Source organism: Pseudarthrobacter sp. NPDC055928 (genome assembly GCF_042270935.1).
In the GTDB taxonomy this organism is placed as follows: domain Bacteria; phylum Actinomycetota; class Actinomycetes; order Actinomycetales; family Micrococcaceae; genus Arthrobacter.
Genome location: NZ_JBHJZH010000013.1, coordinates 23,751 through 43,846 on the forward strand (window position 1 = coordinate 23,751; position 20,096 = coordinate 43,846).

At 65.2% G+C, this 20,096-nt stretch carries 22 protein-coding genes and 1 riboswitch; of the genes, 10 read left to right on the plus strand and 12 right to left on the minus strand.

What is annotated here, in order from left to right; translation table 11 throughout:
- Positions 1–116: 116 nt before the first annotated feature.
- Positions 117–1,640 carry a UDP-N-acetylglucosamine 1-carboxyvinyltransferase gene (locus ACFC25_RS15880; protein WP_376046764.1) on the plus strand — a complete coding sequence of 508 codons (1,524 nt, stop codon included), beginning with the start codon at positions 117–119 and terminating at the stop codon, positions 1,638–1,640.
- A 100-nt stretch (positions 1,641–1,740) separates the two neighbouring features.
- On the opposite strand, the gene ACFC25_RS15885 is transcribed toward ACFC25_RS15880, so the two are convergent.
- The gene (locus ACFC25_RS15885) at positions 1,741–2,556 is read right to left on the minus strand and encodes an endonuclease domain-containing protein (protein WP_376046766.1); all 816 of its coding nucleotides are present in this window, start codon (positions 2,554–2,556) and stop codon (positions 1,741–1,743) included.
- Between the two features lie 263 nt (positions 2,557–2,819).
- Between ACFC25_RS15885 and ACFC25_RS15890 the strand changes: the two genes are divergently transcribed.
- Positions 2,820–4,049, plus strand: a complete 1,230-nt coding sequence (locus tag ACFC25_RS15890) for a glutamate--cysteine ligase (RefSeq protein WP_337352018.1) — start codon at positions 2,820–2,822, stop codon at positions 4,047–4,049.
- On the opposite strand, the gene ACFC25_RS15895 is transcribed toward ACFC25_RS15890, so the two are convergent.
- Together ACFC25_RS15895 and ACFC25_RS15900 are read right to left on the minus strand one after the other, a co-directional pair.
- A complete protein-coding gene (locus ACFC25_RS15895) occupies positions 4,029–4,682 on the minus strand; it encodes a hypothetical protein (protein ID WP_376046769.1) in 654 nt (217 codons plus the stop codon). The genes ACFC25_RS15890 and ACFC25_RS15895 overlap by 21 nt on opposite strands.
- Positions 4,683–4,793: 111 nt before the next feature.
- Positions 4,794–5,417, minus strand: a complete 624-nt coding sequence (locus tag ACFC25_RS15900) for a LysE/ArgO family amino acid transporter (RefSeq protein ID WP_337347442.1) — start codon at positions 5,415–5,417, stop codon at positions 4,794–4,796.
- Positions 5,418–5,486: 69 nt separating this feature from the next.
- Between ACFC25_RS15900 and ACFC25_RS15905 the strand changes: the two genes are divergently transcribed.
- From ACFC25_RS15905 to ACFC25_RS15915, 3 genes are all read left to right on the plus strand, one after another.
- Positions 5,487–6,389: a LysR family transcriptional regulator ArgP gene (locus ACFC25_RS15905; RefSeq protein ID WP_376046772.1), complete on the plus strand. Its 903-nt coding sequence runs from the start codon at positions 5,487–5,489 to the stop codon at positions 6,387–6,389.
- A gap of 66 nt (positions 6,390–6,455) precedes the next feature.
- Positions 6,456–6,758 (plus strand): DUF1905 domain-containing protein, encoded by a 303-nt coding sequence (locus ACFC25_RS15910; RefSeq protein WP_376046774.1) that lies wholly within the window; start codon positions 6,456–6,458, stop codon positions 6,756–6,758.
- Between the two features lie 28 nt (positions 6,759–6,786).
- Positions 6,787–7,563 (plus strand): hypothetical protein, encoded by a 777-nt coding sequence (locus ACFC25_RS15915; RefSeq protein ID WP_376046777.1) that lies wholly within the window; start codon positions 6,787–6,789, stop codon positions 7,561–7,563.
- An 11-nt stretch (positions 7,564–7,574) separates the two neighbouring features.
- On the opposite strand, the gene ACFC25_RS15920 is transcribed toward ACFC25_RS15915, so the two are convergent.
- The 3 genes from ACFC25_RS15920 to ACFC25_RS15930 are packed head-to-tail and all read right to left on the minus strand — an operon-like array spanning position 7,575 to position 9,448.
- Positions 7,575–8,783: an O-succinylhomoserine sulfhydrylase gene (locus ACFC25_RS15920; protein WP_337347438.1), complete on the minus strand. Its 1,209-nt coding sequence runs from the start codon at positions 8,781–8,783 to the stop codon at positions 7,575–7,577.
- Positions 8,784–9,194: a rhodanese-like domain-containing protein gene (locus tag ACFC25_RS15925; RefSeq protein WP_337352024.1), complete on the minus strand. Its 411-nt coding sequence runs from the start codon at positions 9,192–9,194 to the stop codon at positions 8,784–8,786.
- Entirely contained in the window at positions 9,191–9,448 is a 258-nt protein-coding gene (locus ACFC25_RS15930; protein ID WP_337347436.1) for a DUF1737 domain-containing protein, read from the minus strand. Before ACFC25_RS15930 ends, ACFC25_RS15925 begins: the two co-directional genes overlap by 4 nt.
- A 13-nt stretch (positions 9,449–9,461) precedes the next feature.
- A riboswitch (SAM riboswitch) is annotated at positions 9,462–9,575 on the minus strand.
- 106 nt (positions 9,576–9,681) lie between these two features.
- On the opposite strand from ACFC25_RS15930, the gene ACFC25_RS15935 reads away from it, so the two are divergent.
- The gene (locus ACFC25_RS15935; RefSeq protein ID WP_337347435.1) at positions 9,682–10,185 is read left to right on the plus strand and encodes a hypothetical protein; all 504 of its coding nucleotides are present in this window, start codon (positions 9,682–9,684) and stop codon (positions 10,183–10,185) included.
- A 28-nt stretch (positions 10,186–10,213) separates the two neighbouring features.
- Here ACFC25_RS15935 and ACFC25_RS15940 read toward each other — a convergent pair whose 3' ends face one another.
- The gene (locus ACFC25_RS15940) at positions 10,214–11,440 is read right to left on the minus strand and encodes an acetyl-CoA C-acyltransferase (RefSeq protein WP_376046781.1); all 1,227 of its coding nucleotides are present in this window, start codon (positions 11,438–11,440) and stop codon (positions 10,214–10,216) included.
- Between the two features lie 245 nt (positions 11,441–11,685).
- On the opposite strand from ACFC25_RS15940, the gene ACFC25_RS15945 reads away from it, so the two are divergent.
- A complete protein-coding gene (locus ACFC25_RS15945; RefSeq protein WP_376046784.1) occupies positions 11,686–13,290 on the plus strand; it encodes a flavin monoamine oxidase family protein in 1,605 nt (534 codons plus the stop codon).
- Positions 13,291–13,343: 53 nt separating this feature from the next.
- The gene (locus tag ACFC25_RS15950; protein ID WP_376046787.1) at positions 13,344–14,012 is read left to right on the plus strand and encodes a Rid family hydrolase; all 669 of its coding nucleotides are present in this window, start codon (positions 13,344–13,346) and stop codon (positions 14,010–14,012) included.
- Between the two features lie 159 nt (positions 14,013–14,171).
- On the opposite strand, the gene ACFC25_RS15955 is transcribed toward ACFC25_RS15950, so the two are convergent.
- Together ACFC25_RS15955 and ACFC25_RS15960 are read right to left on the minus strand one after the other, a co-directional pair.
- Positions 14,172–14,420 (minus strand): hypothetical protein, encoded by a 249-nt coding sequence (locus ACFC25_RS15955; RefSeq protein ID WP_337347433.1) that lies wholly within the window; start codon positions 14,418–14,420, stop codon positions 14,172–14,174.
- A 5-nt stretch (positions 14,421–14,425) separates the two neighbouring features.
- Positions 14,426–14,680, minus strand: a complete 255-nt coding sequence (locus ACFC25_RS15960) for a hypothetical protein (protein ID WP_376046791.1) — start codon at positions 14,678–14,680, stop codon at positions 14,426–14,428.
- Between the two features lie 290 nt (positions 14,681–14,970).
- Here ACFC25_RS15960 and ACFC25_RS15965 point away from each other — a divergent pair, with 290 nt between their 5' ends.
- On the plus strand, positions 14,971–15,678 hold the full coding sequence (locus ACFC25_RS15965; RefSeq protein ID WP_337347431.1) for a TetR/AcrR family transcriptional regulator C-terminal domain-containing protein: 708 nt from the start codon (positions 14,971–14,973) through the stop codon (positions 15,676–15,678).
- 38 nt (positions 15,679–15,716) lie between these two features.
- On the opposite strand, the gene ACFC25_RS15970 is transcribed toward ACFC25_RS15965, so the two are convergent.
- From ACFC25_RS15970 to ACFC25_RS15980, 3 genes are all read right to left on the minus strand, one after another.
- Entirely contained in the window at positions 15,717–16,181 is a 465-nt protein-coding gene (locus ACFC25_RS15970) for a pyridoxamine 5'-phosphate oxidase family protein (protein WP_337347430.1), read from the minus strand.
- 149 nt (positions 16,182–16,330) lie between these two features.
- A complete protein-coding gene (locus tag ACFC25_RS15975) occupies positions 16,331–17,371 on the minus strand; it encodes an NAD(P)-dependent alcohol dehydrogenase (protein WP_376046795.1) in 1,041 nt (346 codons plus the stop codon).
- 209 nt (positions 17,372–17,580) lie between these two features.
- Positions 17,581–18,525: an aminodeoxychorismate lyase gene (locus tag ACFC25_RS15980; RefSeq protein ID WP_376046798.1), complete on the minus strand. Its 945-nt coding sequence runs from the start codon at positions 18,523–18,525 to the stop codon at positions 17,581–17,583.
- Between the two features lie 93 nt (positions 18,526–18,618).
- On the opposite strand from ACFC25_RS15980, the gene cls reads away from it, so the two are divergent.
- Entirely contained in the window at positions 18,619–20,094 is a 1,476-nt protein-coding gene (gene cls, locus ACFC25_RS15985) for a cardiolipin synthase (protein ID WP_376046801.1), read from the plus strand.
- The last annotated feature ends 2 nt before the right edge of the window (positions 20,095–20,096 follow it).

Here is a 20,096-nt window from a genome sequence, read left to right on the forward strand (position 1 = left end):
TCAAGGGCGTCCGCGGGCAGCCAAGGCTATCGCATGAGGTGGGTACTTTACGATCCTGACCTCCCAACTCAGACTGCGTGCGTGGCAAAATAGCTCATTTATGATATTTTTTTCATATGACTCAGGAAACTGCTGAACACGTTGCCGCAACGCTCCGGGAGGCCCGCAGCCAGAAAGGCTGGACCCAGGGACAGTTGGCCGCCGAGCTTGGAACCAGCCAAAGTGCCGTCGCACGGATGGAACAGGGGAAACAGAACCTGAGCCTGAAAATGATCCAGCGGCTGGAGGCCATTTTCGGTCTCAGCATTGTCAAAGTGGGCACATCCCAGATGACGCATCTGCGGGTCGAGGGTGCCCGCACGCTGTCCGGGTCGGTGGACGTGAACAGCAGCAAGAACGCCGGCGTCGCGCTGCTCTGTGCCAGCCTCATCAACCGCGGCACTACGGTCCTGCGCCGCTTGGCCCGGATTGAGGAAGTCAATCGAATCGTCGAGGTTCTGAGCAGCATCGGCGTCGAGTGCACCTGGCTCAACGACACCGACCTCCAGCTCCGCCGCCCCGCCGCCCTGGACCTGGCGGCCATGGATGTGGAAGCGGCACGCCGCACGCGGAGCGTCATCATGCTGCTCGGCCCGCTCCTGGACGAGGCCGCTGAATACCGCCTTCCCTACGCTGGCGGCTGTGATCTGGGCACCCGCACAGTGGAGCCGCACATGCAGGCGCTGCGCCAGTTTGGGCTTTCGGTGGAGGCCACCGCTGGTTTCTACACGGTCCAGGCACCGGAAGAGGACACCCTCGACCGCTCCTTCGTGCTGACTGAGCGCGGTGACACGGTCACCGAGAACGCGATCATGGCAGCGGCCCACCGCCGCGGCACTACCGTGATCCGGAACGCAAGCCCCAACTACATGGTCCAGGACCTCTGCTTCTACCTGCAGATGCTGGGAGTGAGCATCGACGGCGTGGGCACCACCACCTTGAAGATCACCGGGCAGCCGCACATCGACGTCGACATTGAATATTTCCCATCCGAGGATCCCATCGAGGCGATGAGCCTGATCACGGCCGGCATCGTCACCAACTCGGAGGTGACCATCCGCCGCGTCCCCATCGAGTTCATGGAAATTGAGCTGGCAACGCTGGGGCAGATGGGCCAGAAGCTGGAGGTTTCCGGAGAGTACATGGCCCGCAATGGCCGAACCCGCCTGGTGGATGTCACAACCAAGCCGTCCGAGCTGCGGGCGCCGGAGGACAAAATCCACCCCATGCCGTTCCCCGGGCTGAACATCGATAACCTGCCGTTCTTTGCGGTGATCGCGGCCAACGCCGAGGGCCAAACCATGATCCACGACTGGGTTTACGAGAACCGGGCCATCTACCTCACGGAGCTGAACCGGTTGGGTGCCCAGGTGCAGCTCCTGGACCCGCACCGGATCTACGTCACGGGACCCACACGTTGGCGCGCCGCGGAGGTGGGCTGCCCGCCGGCACTCCGCCCGGCCGCTTGCCTGCTGCTGGCCATGCTGGCGGCCCGCGGCGTCTCCGAGCTGCGGAACATCTACGTGATCGAGCGCGGCTATGAGGACCTGGCTGAGCGGTTGAACACCATCGGGGCGAAAATCGAATACTTCCAGGACTGATTGTGAACGATTCTGCTCCATCATTCGGGGCGCCTGTCCGTTAGGCTGCGGAACCCCGGGGTTGCGGGCCCGCGCAGACGAAATGATGGGGCAGGATCCGTCACCCGCGGGGACGCCCGCGTTCCAGCACAGCGCGGATTTCCTTCAGGACCGTCTCCGGACTGTTCCAGATCTGCTCCGGAGCGTAGCTCAGGACAGAGTAGCCCTGGACCTGGGCGACGTTGGACCGGGACATATCCTTGCGCCAGGCCGCACGTGAACTGTGGAACTGGAAGCCATTGATTTCGACAATCAGCCAGCCGTCGATCAGGATGTCCACGCGCCCTACACCTGGTATCTGGACCTGCCTGCGGAACGCTAGCCCTGCCGATTCGAAAAGAAGTCTGGCACTGATCTCCGGTACCGACTCGGACAAGCCGTCTGCCTTCGCCAAACGTTTCCGCGCTGTTCCGAAATACTTGGCTGTCAGTTCGGATTCGAGGAGTGCGCGGTCAATCCCGTGCTGTTGCATGGCGGACTGCGCGATTGCCACAGCGTCGACTTCCGGGAGGCAGGTCAACGCGTGGATGACCGTGTCTTCAGGGCTGGCGATGGGCAGGCGCTGGTGTTGTTCGAAGCGGAGGCGGCCGTGCCTGGGGCGGCACTTGCTGCGCCTGTGTCGGCTGGCCAGGTGCAGCCCGCCGGGCCTGTCCTTGAGCCATAGCCCGTAGTAGGACGCGCTCGAGGCGCAAGTCAGGAGCGAATCGTCGATGATTGCCTGCCTGAATTCGGGGTTCGCATCCGGTAGTGCCCAGACCCCTTTTCTGGGCTGGATGGCCCCGGCCGTTCCCAGGCTCCGCACGTCGCGGGCTGAGTACCCTTCCCGCCGCAGCGTGCCAACCCGCGCCACGCCGCCCAGGGATATCAAAAAGTCCAAAGGATCCATGGATTGAGCTAGCCACGGTTTTGCCCGCGCCTGGCCGGTGGAGCGTCGCTATGTGGACAACCCCAACTGTGGAGGAGCTGTCCCCCCGGGGATTTTGCACCATCATTCGCGGGACCAGGACAACGCGCCCGGCCTTCAGGGCCCTCGTTGTCCCAAAGCAGGAATGATGGAGCAGAATGCGTCGAATAGTTCGCGGTTCGTCATGATCGGCCCCAACCCCGCCAAGCGTGGCGGCGTTGAAGCAGAATAGAGGCATGCGAACATTCGGCGTCGAGGAAGAGCTCCTGATCGTTGATCCGGACACAGGGGCGCCCCTTGCTCTGGCGGATGCCCTGCTGTCCGGCCGGCGGCTCGCGGCCGACGACGCGCCGGAGAATCCGCATGCACTGGAGACCCAAGACAAGACCGTATACGACGACGACGAGCTGGGCCTGAGCGCCGAGCTCAAGCTTGAGCAGATCGAGACCCAGACGCGGCCGTGCCTCCAGTACTCCGAACTGCTGCCGCAGATCCGGGCGGGTCGGCTGCTGGCCGATCAGGCCGCGCTCAAGAATGGCGCCAGGGTTGCCGCGCTGGCCACGTCGCCGCTCGGCTCCACCACCCACACCACCCCGGACCCGCGCTATGCACGGATGCTGGAACGGTACGGCCTGACCGCTCAGGAGCAGCTGACGTGCGGATTCCACGTCCATACCTTCATCGAATCGCCCGATGAGGGCGTAGCCGTGCTGGACAGGATCCGGGACAAGCTGGCCGTCCTCACCGCCTTGAGTGCCAACTCGCCCTTCTGGAATGGGATGCCTACAGGATTTGAGAGCTACCGGACGCAGGCCTGGAACAGGTGGCCCACGTCCGGTCCCGCGGGCATTTACGGCACGTACTCCGCGTACCGGCGAGTGGTGACGCGCCTGTTGGACAGTGGCGTGATGCTGGACGAGGGCATGCTCTACTTTGATGCCCGCCTGTCCCGGAACCACCCCACTGTGGAGGTCCGCGTGGCCGACGTCTGCCTGCGCGCGGAGGACGCCGCCCTGATCGCGGTACTGGTGCGGGCCATGGTTGAATCGGCCAGCAGGGAATGGCGCGACGGCGTCGAGCCGGCGCCGGTCCCCACCGTCCTTCTCCGGATGGCCGCGTGGCAGGCAAGCAGCAGCGGATTGGGTGGTGAACTGCTGGATTTCGGTACGTTCAGACCTGCCCCCGCCGTCGATGTGGTGCGATCCCTGGTGGATTACCTCGCGCCGGTCCTCCAGGAACAAGGCGAGCTGTCCCTGGCCCGGCAGGGCGTTGAGGACATCATTGCCCGCGGTACCGGGTCGGCTGAACAGCGTAGGGTCTGGGACTCGGTGCTGGAAAAATCACCGCCCGACGACGGCGGGTTGGCTGCGGTAGTCTCCTACGCCGTGGGCATCACAATGCGCGGAACTTCCGGGCTGCCCGAGGTCGATGCTGCCCCCGAACTGCTAAGGGTGCGCCAGTCCTAGCCTCCCGGCGTCCGCTGTGTCCGCAACCGGGGCAGCGGGTTCTTCATAACGCATGAGCTGGGCGCCCACCGCGGCCTCCACCAAGTAGAAAACAAACGGCGGGATGTCCTTTGTCCCTGCCAGGATGGCGCCGAAGGCGGGAGCACTCGCCGCCGCCGTGATGCCGGTCCAGGGTTTCAACGGCGACAGCAGGAGGCCTGCACCCAAGGCGGCCAGCGCGCCGATGTGGAGGCCGGAGCAGGTCAGGAACGGCCAGCTGGGACCCCTCCGGTACGCGAACTTGTCCAAATCCGATGCCCGGTCCGCAAGGGCAACAACGAACAGGGGTGCGCCCGCGACGAGGGCGGCCGCTGCACCGGTGGCGAGGGTCTTCGCGGGGCCGGATCTGAGGGCCTGGGCGAATCGGACGAAGCCGATGGGCACCGCTGCGGTCCCTGCGGCGGCGAGGAACTGCCCGGCGATCCATGGCCCCCGGCTGCGCTGCAGCATGGCCAGCCGCGCTGCCGGGTCCTGGGTGGCGTGCACCATTCCCACGAAGGAAATGCCCACGCCCCAACAGCAGCTGGCCGCAACGATGACTGTTCCGGCCTTCTGATACGGCCTGTTGCCCCGCAGTGCCTGCTTCCCGTGCATGGCTGCCTCCCGGTCCGGCGGATGCGATGGCCCAGCTCAGCGCGTAGTGACCATGAAGCTACGCCGACGTGCCGCCGTGGTCAACAGGGTTAAGGCCAGCGGGGCCCGCCATCATGCACCGATCGCCAGTCGCACGCCCAAGCCCAGCATCACGACGGCGATCAGGCCGTCGAGGACGCGCCAGGAGGACGGGCGAGCAAAGAACGGGCGCAGGACCCGGGCGCCGAACCCCAGCGCGCTGAACCACGCAATGCTGGCGACGATGGCACCGGCCCCAAACCACCAGCGCAGATCCTGGGCCTGCTGGTTGGCCACCGAACCGAGCAGCAGGACGGTATCCAGGTAGACGTGCGGGTTGAGCCAGGTCAGGGCCAGGACCGTGGAGATGGCCGCCCCGGCGCTGAGGGCCGGATGTTGTCCCGAAGCTGTGAGCGCGCCGGGGCGGATCGCCCTGCGGGCGGCCATGGCACCGTATCCCAGCAGGAAAATGGCGCCGGCGTAGCGCGCCACGTCCACTACTACCGGGTTAGCGTGAATGAGTGCCCCGATCCCGGCGATCCCAGCGGCGATGAGCAGCGCGTCGGAGACACTGCAGACCAGCACGACGGCGGCTACGTGCTCACCCCGGATGCCCTGCCGGAGGACAAACGCGTTTTGGCTGCCGATAGCCACGATGAGGGCAAGCCCGGTGCCGAAGCCGAGCACGATGGGGGCCAGAAGTGCAGTCAGATCCATGTCATCCAACGTACGGCGGACCATATGATTACTCCAGCTAAACATTTTTACGCGTCCTAAGGATTGCTAATGAGAACCTTTCAGCTGGAACAGCTCCGGACGTTTGCCGCGGTGGTGGAGGAAGGAACGCTGGAGGCCGCAGCCAGGATCCTGGTTGTCACGCCCTCGGCAGTTTCCCAGCGGCTCAAGGCAATGGAGGATGCGGCCGGGCAGATCCTGTTCCAGCGGACCAGTCCCGTGCGGCCCACCCCGGCAGGGGAAGCGGTTCTTCGGTTCGCCCGGCAGGTCCGTCAACTGGAGTGGGATGCGTCGCGGGAGCTCGGCGAGAGCAGCGACAGGCCGGGCACGCCCATTCCCCTGGTGGTGAACGCAGATTCGCTGTCCACGTGGTTCCTGCCCGCGCTCGCAGGCCTTCCACCGGAGCTCGGCGCATTCTTTGAAATCCACAGGGAAGACGAACAGCATTCCACGCAGCTACTGCGCGCCGGGACGGTGATGGCCGCTGTGACCGCTAGTCCGGACCCGGTGCAGGGCTGCAGCGTGGCACTGCTGGGAGCCTTGAGATACCGCGCGGTCGCCAGTCCCGGCTATGTCCGGCGATGGTGGCCGGACGGCCCTGACCTCAGGGCCGGCAGCCTTGCCCCGGTGGTGGACTTTGACCGCAAGGACGACCTGCAGGAGGGGTTCTTTCGCAACCTGACCGGAACGGAACTGAACGCACCGCGGCACTATGTGCCGACGTCGGCAGAGTTCGCGCAGGCAATCCGCCTGGGATTGGGGTGGGGGCTGTTGCCGGAGCAGCAGTGCCTGGCCGACATTCGGGGCGCCGCACTCATCGAACTGGCCCCGGCGCACCCTGTCGATGTGGCCTTGTATTGGCAGCGGTGGAAGATCGACTCCCCGGTGCTCAACCAGCTCTCCGACGCAGTCCGGGAGACGGCGTTCCGGCAACTCCGCCAACCCGGGGCCTGACCAGCCGCATCCGCCGTGCCCACAACAGCTGCTGCATTGGGAAAGGTGCCATGCCATACTCAGGCCGTGACGTCGTCGTACTCGTTCCGTGCCGAATTGTGGCTCTACCCGGGAGAAGCCGGATGGCACTTCCTCACCCTCCCGGAGGTCATTGCCGACGACCTCCGCGAGGAAGCGGCCCCGCTCCGGAAGGGCTTCGGCTCGGTCAAAGTCACAGCCGAAATTTCCGGCCACACGTGGCAAACCTCAGTCTTCCCGGACAGCAAGTCCGGCTCCTACCTGCTGCCGGTGAAGAAAGCGATCAGGACTGCGGCCCGCATCACCGCAGGGGACACAGTAGGTGTTAACCTCGAAATCCAGCCAGGGTAGCAGGAACGTAGCGGGGGATCGACTGTTGGTGCCGGCCGAAGCAACCATCCAGACCTCTGACCCGGAAGTGGGACCCGGCCAGTACCTGAAGATCGAGACCACAGCGGTCTACGCCGCCGGAGTCGCTTTGGGGGACCCCGGAGCAGGCGGCCGTTCGGTGGAGTGGCTGGACAAATCTTCGGACCAGCTTTATGTCCCAGCCGACCATGCCTCCGAATGGATCTGGAACCGCGAAGCCCGCATCCCAACGACGTTCTTCACCGAGGAATCCAAAGCAGAGGCCACCAAATACCAGCAATCCCAGTCTGAAAACCCCCACGGCGCGGGAGAACTGCTCCGGGCACCGGGAGGTAACTTCTACGGAGTACCGCGGCTGCTGTTCGCCGGCTTGCCCCTGGAGGAAGGCGTGAAGAATCTGCCCCGCGACCCCCAGGCACTCCTGGACACCATTCGACAGCGAGGCAAACAAGGCAGGCCGGAAGCCGAAACGCTGGAAAGCATCGCCGCCGCCCTGCAGACCGGAGTCGTCCCGGCGGACCTTCGCGCTGCACTGTACAAAGCGGCCGCGCTCATTCCCGGAGTCACCGTCGTAGACAAGGAGGCGAACCTAGACGGCAAGGTAGGCACAGCGATCGGGATCGAGCATCCGGACAGGGAAACGCGGACGGACATCATCATTGATCCCGACACAGGGCTGCTGATCGGAGAACGAGTGGTCACGCTAACAGCTGGCGAGACCTTCCCAGCCGGAACAGCGACCGCTTGGACCTCGGTTGAGACCTCAGTGGTCAATTCCGCCCCGTAAGCAGGCGCCGATCAAATCTGCTTGAGCGCCTGTTCCAGGTCGCGGATGAGGTCGTCCGCGTCCTCAAGGCCCACGGACAGCCGCACCACGCCGTCGCTGAGGCCGATGGCGGCGCGGCCTTCGGGACCCATGGCACGGTGGGTGGTGGTGGCCGGGTGCGTGATGAGGGACTTGGCATCGCCCAGGTTGTTGGAGATGTCGATGATCCGCAGCGCGTCCAGCAGCGCAAAGGCGGCGTCCTTGCCGGAGCGGCCGTCCGTCGTCGCGAGCTCCAGGGTGAGGACGGTCCCGCCGGCCTTCATCTGCTTGGCCGCGAGCTCGTACTGCGGGTGCGATTTCAGCATGGGGTACTTGACCCAGCTGACGGCAGGCTGCTGTTCGAGCCATTCGGCCAGCCGCAGCGCCGTGGCTGAGGAATGGTTCACGCGCAGGGCCATGGTTTCCAAGCCCTTGGTAAGTACCCAGGCGTTGAAGGCGGACAGCGACGGGCCGGTGTGCCGCATGAGCTGCTTGACCGGCCCGTCGATGAATTCCTTGGTGCCCAGGATGGCGCCGCCCATGACCCGGCCCTGGCCGTCGATGTGCTTGGTGCCCGAGTACACAATCACGTCCGCGCCGAGCTGGCCGCAGCGCTGCAGCAGGGGTGTGGCAAAGACGTTGTCGACGACGACGGTAGCGCCGGCGGCGTGCGCCAGTTCGCTGACCGCGGCGATGTCCACGATTTCCTGCATCGGGTTGGACGGCGATTCGAAGAACACTGCCGTGGTGGGCTCCGACAGGGCCGCACGCCACTGCTCCAGGTCCGGTCCGTCGACGAACACCGTCTCAACACCCCAGCGGGGCAGGATCTCGTTCAGGATCACAAAGCAGGAGCCGAACAGTGAGCGGGCTGCCACTACGCGGTCGCCAGCGGCTAGCAGGGCACCCAGGGCGGTGAACACGGCGGACATTCCCGACGCCGTCGCGAAGCACGCTTCAGTGCCTTCGAGCAGGCGGAGCCGTTCCTGGAAGGTGGCCACGGACGGGTTGCCGTAGCGGGAGTAGACAAAGCGCTCGTCCTCGCCGGTGAAGGCGCGCTCCGCTGCGGCGGCGGACTCGTAGACGAATCCGGAGTTCAGGAACACCGGTTCGGTGGTTTCCTGGAAGTTGGTGCGGTCCAGCCCGCCGCGGACGGCCTGGGTGTCAGGGCTCCAGCCGGCGGCATCTTCGTTGAAGGTCACTTAGTTCTTTCCCAGGTTGGTTGGCAAGCCGCGGTTCTTCCAGCCGTTGACGGTGCGCTCGCCGTAGCGGTCCGGTTCGCCTTCGAAGCCCTCCAGGACGTTGTAGGAGGTGAAGCCGGCTTGGGTTGCGGCGATGGCAGCGGAGATGGAGCGCTGGCCTGAGCGGCAGATGAACAGGAGTTCGGTGCCGGTGTCCTCCGGCGCCTGCTGCCTCAGGTCGGTGAGGAACTCGGGGTTGGGAATGCCGCCGGGGAACGTCCACTGGATGAACAGGGGGTCGTTGTCGGTTGCCTTGGTGTCAGGGATGCCGATGTGCGCCCACTCACCCTCGGTGCGGACATCCACCAGGATGGCGCCCTGCTCCAGCTTGGTCCAGGCTTCCTGCGGGGTGAGGTCTCCGGCGTAGCTCACGCGTGGCCCTCGCCTTCGAACTCAAGGTCTTCCACAGCGGTGGCGACGGCGGCGTCCGCACTGGCGATGGCGGCCGGGAGGATGAGTGCCTGCGCCACAATCACCTGGCCGCCGTTGGACGTGGCAGCCGGGCTGCCATGCAGGACATAGCCTTCGGCCAGGGCGGTGGAAATCCGCTCACAGAAATTACGGTCGTCCGGGCCTGTGATGAGCCGGTACGACAGTTTTTCTTCAGGGGCAGGTGCGTCAGACACGACGGATCTCCTTCTCTCACGCTTGCAACTCGAATGTCGATATGCCGAGTATTCACCTGAGGCACCCCGCCGCGAAAGGGAGGGTTGCCGACCGGCCAGTCAGGGCTTGGCGCCGGTTCTCATTACTCCTCAAAAACGTAACACTTGGCCCGCCTGGCCGCACCGCCGCCGTCGTCATGTTCCGTAACCAACACGTGCTTCCGCGGCCGTCACGCGGACGGGACAATCAGTCCATGGGGAAATCTGGGCGGGGACTGGCTGTATTCGCGCGTTTGAGGACTGCCGCTGCATTCCTCGTACTGGCCACGGTGGCCACGGGGTTGAGTGGGTGCCGGGACGTCTTCGCGCCGCCGCCCTGCATGCCGCCCGCGTACACAGTCACGCCGTCGGAAGCCAAACCCGGTGAGCAGGTTACGGTCAGCGCGCAGGACACCAACTGCGATGCCCGCTACGGGCAAAACGCGCAGGTCCAGGTGACGGTGCGGGACGCCTTTGGATCGCTGATGCTGGAGGAACTCGCACCCATGAGCGACGACGGCGCGTTTACTTTCGTGTTCACCGTCCCGCCGGGCGCGGCTCCCGGCAAGGCGGCAGTGGGGGCGCACCCGTACAACCTGGATTGGTGCGACGACACCGGGGTTAACAACCGGGCCGGCGCGGGGCCCAGGACGCTTGTCCTGGTCTCGTGTGCCGAGCGCCTGGTGCCGTTGCTAATACTGGCGGGTACCGGGGCCTGAGCAGCGGCGACGCCCGTGGGGACGGGCGTCAGGCCCTGAGGATGAGGGCCTCGCCCTGGCCGCCGCCGCCGCACAAGGCCACGACGCCGATGCCGCCGCCGCGCCGTTTCAGCGCCAGGGCCTGGTGCAGGACCAGCCGTGCCCCCGAGGCGCCGACGGGGTGGCCCAGCGCGATCGCCCCGCCCTCGGCGTTGATCTTCTCCGCAGAAATGCCAAGGTCCTGGGCTGACTGGATGATCACCGAGGCGAACGCTTCGTTGATTTCCACCAAGTCCAGGTCCTCCACCGAAATCCCTTCTGCGCGGAGTGCTCTTTCGATGGCGCGCGACGGCTGGGAATGCAAAGAGCCGTCCGGCCCGGCTGTCTGCCCGTGGGCGCCGATCTCGGCAATCCAGGTGAGCCCCGCCCGTTCGGCGGCCGCCTTGCTGGCCACCACGACGGCGGCCGCGCCGTCGGAGAGGGGAGAGGCGGAACCTGCGGTGATGGTGGCTGAGTCGGCCGTGGAGAAGGCGGGCTTAAGCGCCGCCAGGGCCTCCGCCGTCGTGCCCGGCCGGATCCCCTCATCGGCATCGACGGTGACGGCAGGGCCGCGGCGCTGCGGGATATCCAGGGGAACGATCTCTTCGGCGAGCAGTCCTGCATTCCGCGCTGCTTCGGCCCTCTGGTGGGAGCGGGCGGCAACTTCGTCCTGCTCCCCGCGGCTGATGCCGCGCTCGGCATTGCCGGCATCGGTGGCGGCGCCCTGCAGGATTCCGGAGATGGGATCCTGGAGGGCGTCGTGGTTCAGGGAATCGACCAGCGGGGTATCGCCGATGGCCACGCCGGTACGCAGGCGGGGCAGTAGGTGCGGGGCGTTGGTCATGGATTCCTGGCCGGCGGCCACGACGAAATCAGCCTCCCCGGCGCGGATCATCCGGGCCGCGTCGATCACGGCGGTCAGCCCGGAGAGGCAGAGTTTGTTAATGGTGACCGTGGGGACATCCCAGCCGATGCCTGCCCCCAGGCTTGCCTGCCTGGCCGGTCCCTGGCCGGCTCCTGCCTGGATGACCTGCCCCACGATTACCGCATGTACGTGCCCCGGCGCCACACCTGCGCGTTCCAGCGCATGGCGGATCGCATGTGCGCCCAGTTCGCTGGAGGAGAGGGAAGACAGGCTGCCGCGGAAACGGCCGAAAGGGGTGCGGGCACCTCCGAGGATGACGGCAGTGCGGTCCTCGTGGGCCGGGAAAGTGTTGGCCGTGGCGTCGTTGACCATGATGCTGCCTTTCGGTGGAGGCGAGGCTCGGGGCGACGTCTATGCGCGCCCGCGGTGCATTTTCCTCAAGTATGTCACGGGCGGTGGCGGCGGGGAATGGAACGCTGACATGGCGTTTACCCAGCGTAAAGTCTGTTTACTTTACCGAAATATGAACGGCACCGCCACGAAATTGTCACGCTATTTGACGAAACACTCAATCAATACGCTCCCTTCGTAACGTCCGACAGAAAAGGGAAAACAATATGGAAAGTGCGACTCGCAGGAATTTCCTCCGCTATGTGGGCATGGTGGGTGGCGCCGGTGTCATGTACCAGACCATGGAGGCCATGGGCCTTGCGCCCGATTCGGCGACGCCGGCCTTCGCCGCTCCGCGGGCAGGCGACCTGAACGGGGCAGGGAAGTCCGTGGTGGTGCTGGGTGGCGGCATCGCCGGGCTCACTACCGCCTATGAGCTGGGCAAGGCGGGCTACAAAGTGACCATCCTGGAAGCCCGGATGAGGCCGGGCGGACGCAACTGGACAGTCCGCGGCGGCACGGAGGAGACCGACCTCGGCGGGATCGCACAGCGCGCCACGTTCTCCAAAGACCAGTACATGAATGCCGGGCCGGGCCGGATTCCGCAGCACCACATCACCTTGGACTACTGCAAGGAACTCGGCGTCGCCATCGAGCCCTTCACCAACCAGAACGCTGACGGCTACCTGTTCCGCGAAGGCAGCACCAAACTGTCCAATACTCCGGTCCGGCACCGTGCGGCCAAGGCGGACGTGTACGGCTATGTCTCCGAGCTCCTCGCGAAGGCCACCGACCAGGGCTCCCTGGACAGCTACCTGAGTCCCACGGACAAGGAAAATCTCATCTCCTTCCTAGGCAACTTCGGTGCCATCGGCGCCAAGGTCCCCGGTGACGCCGCCGCCAGCTTCAAATACTCCGGCAGCGGCAGGAAGGGCTACTCCGTCGCGCCGGGCGCGGGCATGGAGGCGGGCACACCTTTGGCGCCCGCTGCCCTGACCGATGTGTTCGCCAGCGGAGTGGGCAACTACTTCTCGTTCGAATTTGGCTGGGACCAGGCCATGATGATGTTCCAGCCGGTGGGCGGCATGGATCGGATCCCCTACGCCTTCGAAGCGGCCATCGGGAAGGACAAGATTATCTACGGTGCCAAGGTCCTGTCGCTGAACAACACTTCGGCGGGCGTTTCCGTGGACTACACCAATCCGGGCCGCCAGACCCAGACCCTGCAGGCCGATTTCGCGGTCTGCACGCTGCCGCCGCACATTGCCGCCAAGATCCCAGGCAACCTGCCGGCCGACGTCATTGACGCGCTGAAGTTCGCTACCCCCAGCGACGCGGGAAAGATCGGCATTGAGTACTCGCGCCGGTGGTGGGAAGAGGACCACCGCATCTACGGCGGCATTACAAACACCAACATCGACTTGGGCAACATGTGGTACCCGTCCACGGGCTTCCATGGCCAGCGCGGCACCATGGTCGGCTACTACAACACCGGCGCCAACGCCCGCATCTACCAGGCGCTGCCTCCGGAAAGAAGGCTCAGTCGTGCCCTTGACCAGGGTGCGCGGATCCATGGTGACGTGTACCGGAAGGACGTTGCGGCGTCGTTCTCGGTTGACTGGAGCAGCACCGAGTTCTCGGAAGGCGCGTGGGTGGGATGGCCCTCGCAGACGGACGCCAAGTACGCCAAGCTGCTGGAGCCCACCGGCAACATCTACTTCGCCGGTGACCACCTGAGTCATGCCATCGCCTGGCAGCACGGAGCCATGACCTCCGCCCGCGCGGCCGTCACGGCGCTGCACACCCGGGTGGCAACGGCGGTGGCCGGTTGAACCCGCTTCAGGAACATCACACCAACAATTCCCCGAATCCCAGAAAGAAGCCGATGATCCGCCGCACTTCCCTGATCGCCGCAGGCGTTGCCGGTCTTTGCCTCACGGCCACCGCCGCTTTTGCCGGGCCGGCAGTCTTCCAGGACCTCACATCACCCAAACCGGGAACCACGGTGTCCAACCTGCCGGCTGGCCAGGACAACCCGATGATCGCTTCAGGGGTGGCCATCGGGGCGAACACGGCCATCTACAAGACCAGCGGCCTCGGTCCCTCGGCCTTGAATACTGCAGCGCCCGCGGGCAGCGAACAGCGGTACATCGACACGGCCGTCTTTCCGGACGGGGTGCTCCCCGCCGGCGTGACAGTCACCGAGGCGCAGGGCATCAACGCCCTGCGCCGGATCGGCGAGAACCTCGCGCAGGCGGGTCTGGATTACGACGACGTCATCACTATGCGCGTCTTCCTCCAGAATGCTGCGGGTGCTGAGAAGGCCGACTTTGACGGCTGGAACCGCGCGTACCGGCAGTACTTCGCAAACACCAGCCTCTCCGACGGCGCCCCGGTCAAGGTTCCGCTGGGTTCGGCCGCGCCGGCCGATCCGTTTGTGGTGAACCCGGCCAGGCCGTCGCGGTTCGCGCTGGAGATCGAGAACCTGCCGGTGAACGGATGGCTGGTTGAGGTGGAGGTTGACGCGGCGTATCCCGCCGCCTCCGGGAAGTAGGCCGGGTCAGTAACTCCAGGAATGGAACGCAGGAAGGGCCGGGTGGTCCCGGCCCTTCCAGTGCTGCCAGCCAGCCGGTCGCCTGCGCCCGCTTCTTCGGGACCGCAGGATCTAGGCGGGATGGACGTTGTCAGGTGGCTGTTTCGGCGGTGAGGCTGTTCACGTCGCAGCCTGGTGTGATGCCCTCGCCAGCACGGCGGCCATGAGCTCAGAGGTGGTTGCCAGGACGCGGGAGCCCCGGCACTGCGAGCAGCTGACGGCGGCCGCCAAAGTGTTCTTGCGCGCATCGAGAACCACCACCGAGTCCACCGCCAGGTAGGAATCGGTGTCACAGTCTGCGCACCACGGCCGCCCGCCCCGTGGCTGGAAAGAATCCCGTGGCAGGTAAGTGCAGAAGGGTTTCTCCATGGGGCCTAGACCAGGCCGGGATAACTGGTCAGGATGTAATCAGCTGCTGCCGGGCCCTTCATGCGCAAGCCGTTTTGGTCGGGGTCGATCCGGCGGGACATGGCAGCCCAGAAAGTGGTTTCGGCGCGGGGGGTCTGCTGATTGAGGAAACACCAGCTGGTGTAAAGGCCATACAGGGGATCCCGGGCAAGGGTGACATCAGGCTCACCGACGCACGTTGTAGCTTCGCGGAGGAATTTGTCGAACTGCGAATGTGCCATGATCGGCTTCTCTTTCGCCAGGTGCAGTTGGTGCCGCCGTTCGGCTACAGCAGCGCGAACCTCAACGCCGTGCACGTGGGCATTCAGGGTATTCGTTTGCCAGGACGGAGTCCGGACTGGCTAAGAGTTTGATTTGGCTGGCCTGTCCAGCCAGCAACGCGGTCCCTTGTCTGAAACCCGCGCCTACATTTTGCTCTACAACGTAGACTTTACGCGTAGACTACGTATTAGGCAAGCGTCTTTATTTTTTCTTATCCCAGCCGACGCTACAACGCACAGGATGGAATTCCATGCCCTCCCCGAAGAGTCCGGAGAATGAAATGGCGAGCCCCAAGCCGCGCCTGAGCAGGGAACTGGTGCTCTCCGCGGCCTTGGAACTCGTGGATTCCGAGGGTCTCGACTCGCTGACTATGCGCCGCTTGGGGCAGGTGCTGGAACGCGATCCAATGAGCCTCTACCGCTACGCAGAGAACCGCGCCGCCCTGCTGGACGGGGTGTCCGAGATGGTCCTCAATGAGCTCGCCATCTTCCCGGCCGATCCCGACTGGAAGGCGCAGTTGCGCCGCATTGCCCACGACCTGCGGCTCCTGGCACTCCGCCACCCAAACGTTATTCCCCTGCTGGTGACACGGCCGCTCTCCACGCCCCTGGGCCTGCGGCCGTTGGGTACCGTGCGGCCATTGGAGCAGATCCTGGGCTTGCTGATCGACGCCGGGTTCACGCCCACGGATGCCTTGCACGTGTACCGGGCGTACTACGGCTTCCTCTACGGCCACATCCTCAACGAGCTCCAGGAGTTCATCGTGGACCCGGAGGAAAACGAAGCCCTCCTACGGCTGGGGCTGCATCGCTTGCCGGCCAAGGACTTCCCCCGGCTCCGGGCATTGGCGCCGGTCTTGGCTGATTACGACGGCGAGGCGGAACTCGATCAGGGGATCACCATTCTGCTGTCCGGGCTGGAGACGCAACTTTCCCGGGCAATCGCCGCAACACCATGAGCTTGCGGCGCCAATGAACTCGGCAACGCGCCGTCGTACTACTCGAATGAAGCGCGACGGCGGTCGGACAGCCTTGTGTTCCAGACGTCCGGTTTGTTGACCTTGAAACGGCGCCCGGTCAGGGCGCGCGGTGTGAGCCGTACGTAGTGGTTCTTCGCGCCAGGGTGCCAGGGCTCCAGGTTGAGGTTGTCCACGGCGGCCTTGTCTTCCGGGTCCTCGATCACTTCAATGTCGCCGCGGGCCACCACGCTCCAGGCTGTTTCTGTGTGCGGGTCATAACCATCACATTCCAGCGCTGCCGGCTTCTCCGTCAGCGCTGCCCAAAGCTTGGTAACCCCGGAGGTCCGGAACACGAGGCTCCGGCGGTCCAGCACGAAATTCACCGGAAAGATCTCAGGATGGTCGTCCACGATGACGGCGATCCGCCCCAGGGTCTCATCGGCCAGCAGTTCCCAGCACTCGTCGAACGTCAATTTGTCATCAGGCACTTCGGTGGAGGTCATGGACCACACCCTACGGCTCCTGCGGCCGGTCCAAAAGGGGGTTGGGCCCGCCCGGTTGGGAGCTGCGCCCCGCTTCCGGCAGCGGCCGGTTCCGCGGGCGCGGCGGGGGAACCTGCAAAAAGACGCAGGCTCCCCGCCGCATCCGAGGGTTAGAGCGTTGAGGTGTCGATGACGAACCGGTAGCGCACGTCGGACGCCAGCACGCGTTCGTAGGCGTCGTTGATCTTGCTCGCCGGGATGACCTCGATCTCGGCGCCGAGGCTGTGTTCGGCGCAGAAGTCGAGCATTTCCTGGGTCTCGCGGATGCCGCCGATCGCTGATCCGGCGAAGGAACGCCGTCCCAGGATCAGTGAGAAGACGTTGACCGGGAGCGGCTCGGCCGGAGCGCCCACGTTCACCAGGGCGCCGTCGAGGGTCAGCAGCTGCAGGTAGGCGCTGATGTCGATCGGTGCGCTGACGGTGTTGATGATCAGGTCGAACGTGTTGGCCAGGTCCGTGAACGTGGTTTCGTCGCTTGTGGCGTAGTAGTGGTCCGCGCCGAGCCTCAGCCCGTCCTCCTGCTTTTTCAGCGACTGGGAGAGCACCGTGACCTCCGCGCCCATGGCATGCGCGAGTTTGACGGCCATGTGGCCGAGGCCGCCAAGGCCGACGACGGCGACCTTCTTACCGGGGCCCGCGCCCCAGTGCCGCAGCGGGGAGTACGTAGTGATGCCCGCGCACAGCAGGGGAGCGGCGGCGTCGAGCTCGATCCCTTCCGGGATGGTGACTACGAAGTCCTCGGTCACCACCACGTGCGTGGAGTAGCCGCCCTGGGTGATGGTGCCGTCGCGGTCCACGGCGCCGTACGTGCCGGTCATGCCGTTGAGGCAGTACTGCTCCTCACCCTTTTGGCAGTTGACGCATTCGCGGCAGGAGTTGACCATGCAGCCCACGCCCACCCGATCGCCCACGGCGTGCTTGGTGACGGCGGAACCGACCTCCGTGACGATGCCGGCGATTTCATGGCCGGGCGCCAGCGGGTACTGCTGGGGTCCCCAGTCGCCGCGGACGGTGTGGATATCTGAGTGGCAGATGCCGGCAAACTTGATCTCGATCAGGACGTCATGGGCGCCGACATCGCGGCGTTCGATGGTGGTGGGGATGAGGTCGCCCGTTGCGGACGGGGCAGCGTAAGCATTAGCGGTAAACATTGTTCTCCGTAAGTTGGGTATGGGATCGCTTCGTTGGGTGGAAGATGTCGCTACTTAATCAGCAAACCCTCTGGCACAGCTGGGTGGAAGGCCCTGCTGGTACAGGTACTGGCAGAGCCTCCCACGGGAACACGGGGCAGCCCTCGCCTGAAAGAGTGCGCGGCCGTCCTGGCAGGCAGGCAGGCACGCAGACAGGCACGCAGGCAGGCCTATTGGATCCCGGCGAACAGCTCGCTCAGTTCGGCCGTCAGTTGCTTCTGGACGGCTGGCGTTCCAATTTCCTTGCCGTCAATGTGGTTCACGGGAGCAAGCAGCCGGATGCTGGAAATGAGCCAGACGGCATCGGCATCCAGGAGGTCCTGCGGCTCCAAGGGTCCGTAGCCAAGTTCCCACCCCGCGGCTTTGGCGGCGGTGAAGAGCGCACCCTGGGATGTCCCGGCAAGAATGCCGCTGTCCAGCTGCGGCGTGATGAGCCTCTTGACGGTGCGGCTGCCTGCGGCACCGCCGTCGTCGGACGTTTCCACGTGCGCGAGCAGCACGGTGGAAGTGGGACCCTCCAGGACGCGTCCGTCGGAGGACGTGAAGATGACGTCGTCGGCGCCCAGTTTGTGGGCATGCCGCAACGCCGCCATGTTCACCGCGTAGGACAGGGTTTTGGCGCCCATCAGCAGCCAGGGCGCGCGTTCGGCAACGCCGCTGTCATAACCGCGGTCCAGCAGGATGACGTCGATCCCGGTTTCGCGCTGGCGGCGGCTGGCGGCGCCTACGGGGGACACCTGGACCCAGCATGTGGGAGTGGCGGCGCCCTCCACTCCGCGCGTCACCACCAGCTTCACCACGAGTTCGTCCTCCGCCGGTGAGGATGGAGGATGCTGGGTCCGGTGTTCCTCCACACCAGTTCGGATGGCCGCACGCCACTGGTCCTGGCCTGGAATCACCAGGTCCAGTGCCTCCGCCGAACCTTCCAGCCGGTTCAAATGCGCTTGGAGCTTCCGCACTGCTCCGCCCACGGCCAGCATGGTCTCGAAAACACCGTCACCGCGCGTTGCCCCCTGGTCAGTGGCCATCAGTTGGGGCTGTGAGGCGTCGGCCAGCCGGCCGGCAGGGAACTCGGAATCCAGGAAAACGAGCACCACGGAAGCAGGAGAAGTCATGGCTCCAGCTTAGTCCGGCGCCCGCGGCTAAGCTGTGGTCATCGCCCTGGCCGGAACCCGTCCGGAGGGCGCACACAGTCCGGGGGTTCTGAAGTGTTGTGGCCGTTTTCCCTTGCCGGCACCGTGCCGGGTTGGCTGACCCTGCTGCTGGCCGCCGCCGACCTGGTGATCCGGGTGGCGGCCCTGGGCATCATCCCCGGCAACCGGCGTCCCACCACCGCCATGGCCTGGCTGCTTGTCATCTTCTTTGTCCCCTTCGTGGGACTGGTCCTGTTCCTGCTGTTCGGCAACTTCAAGCTCTCCAGCCGCCGCCGCGAACAGCAGGAGACCGTCAACGCCAGGGTGCGTTCGGGCATCTCCGCGCTCGCCGACGTCGAAAGTGAATACCCGGGACCGGAATGGGTCACCTCCGCCGGAGAGCTGAACCGCAGGCTGGGCTCCCTTCCCATGGTGGACGGCAACTCGGTGGACCTCATTCCCGGCTATCCGGACTCGATCCTGGCCATGACAGAGGCGGTGAGCAAAGCCAAAAAGTTCATCAACGCCGAGTTCTACATCATGAGCACGGACCACATCACCGATGACCTGCTCACCGCGATGGAAGAAGCTGCTGAGCGGGGCGTTGAAGTCCGGGTGCTTTTCGACCACATCGGCACCCTGCGGATCAAGGGCTACCGCAAGCTGCTCAAACGGCTTCGGGCAGGAAAAATCCAGTGGAAGCGCATGCTCCCGCTGTTGCCCATCCACGGTCAGTGGCGCCGGCCGGACCTGCGCAACCACCGCAAGATCATGGTGATCGACGGCGAACTCGCCTTCACTGGCTCGCAGAACCTGATCGAGCCCTCCTACAACAACCCCAAGCACCGCAAGGCGGGCCGCGAATGGGTGGAGCTGATGGCCTGCCTGCGCGGTCCCATCGTCACCACGCTCAACGTGGTCTTTGCCACCGACTGGCTCAGCGAAACCGACGAGTCCCTGGAACACCAGCTGCAGCTTCCGGCCAACCCGGCTCCCGGAAACGTCACCGCACAGGTGGTTCCCAGCGGGCCGGGGTTCATCACCGAAAACAACCTGCGGCTGTTCACCACGCTGATCTACTCCGCCCAGCACCGGATCTCCATCTGCAGCCCCTACTTCGTGCCCGACGACTCGCTGCTTTACGCCATCACGACGGCGGCGCAGCGGGGCGTGGACGTGGAACTGTTCGTCTCCGAGAAGGGGGACCAGTTCCTGGTGCACCACGCGCAGCAGTCCTACTATGAGGCGTTGCTGGAAGCTGGAGTGAAGATCTACCTCTACAGGGCTCCTTTTGTGCTCCACGCCAAGCACTTCACGATCGACGACGAAGTGGCGGTCCTGGGCTCGAGCAACATGGACATGCGTTCGTTCTCGCTGAACATGGAAGTGTCGGTGATGCTCCTGGGCGCGGAAATCGTCAATGAGATGCGCGCGGTGGAGGACACCTACCGCGACATCTCCCATGAGCTCAGGCTCGAGGACTGGCTGAACCGGCCGCTCGCCGCCCGCTACATCGATAACGTCGCCAGGCTGACCGCAACTGTCCAGTAACT